This window comes from Furfurilactobacillus curtus (genome assembly GCF_045862785.1).
GTDB lineage: Bacteria > Bacillota > Bacilli > Lactobacillales > Lactobacillaceae > Furfurilactobacillus > Furfurilactobacillus curtus.
Genome location: NZ_BQXO01000091.1, coordinates 1 through 331, shown reverse-complemented (window position 1 = coordinate 331; position 331 = coordinate 1). Strand labels below are relative to the sequence as shown.

Sequence of the window (331 nt, the reverse complement as noted above, 5' to 3'; positions counted from 1 at the left end):
TGCTCTTCCGATCTATGAAAGCCAGCATTATTGAAAGCCTGTTGGCGACCATTTCGAAGTTTGTTGACAAAGAAGTGGCCAATTTTACCAGCTTTTCAGACTTTGATTTAAAAGAGATTGGCAAAGCCAAAGTAGTACTGTATGTGATTATTCCGGTCATGGATAATACCTATGAAAGCTTCATCAATCTGTTTTTCTCACAATTATTTGATGAATTATACAAATTAGCCGCCGATCATCACGCTAAATTGCCCCACCAAGTCGACTTTATCCCTGATGAATTTGTCAATTTAGGTAAATTCCCAAAGTATGAAGAATTTTTAGCAACGTG

General features: G+C 37.2%; 1 protein-coding gene. It reads left to right on the top strand.

Going from position 1 to position 331, the window contains the following annotated elements:
* The coding region (locus tag ACKTR2_RS10610; protein WP_407885105.1) for a type IV secretory system conjugative DNA transfer family protein at window positions 1–331 on the top strand (331 nt) is incomplete at both ends.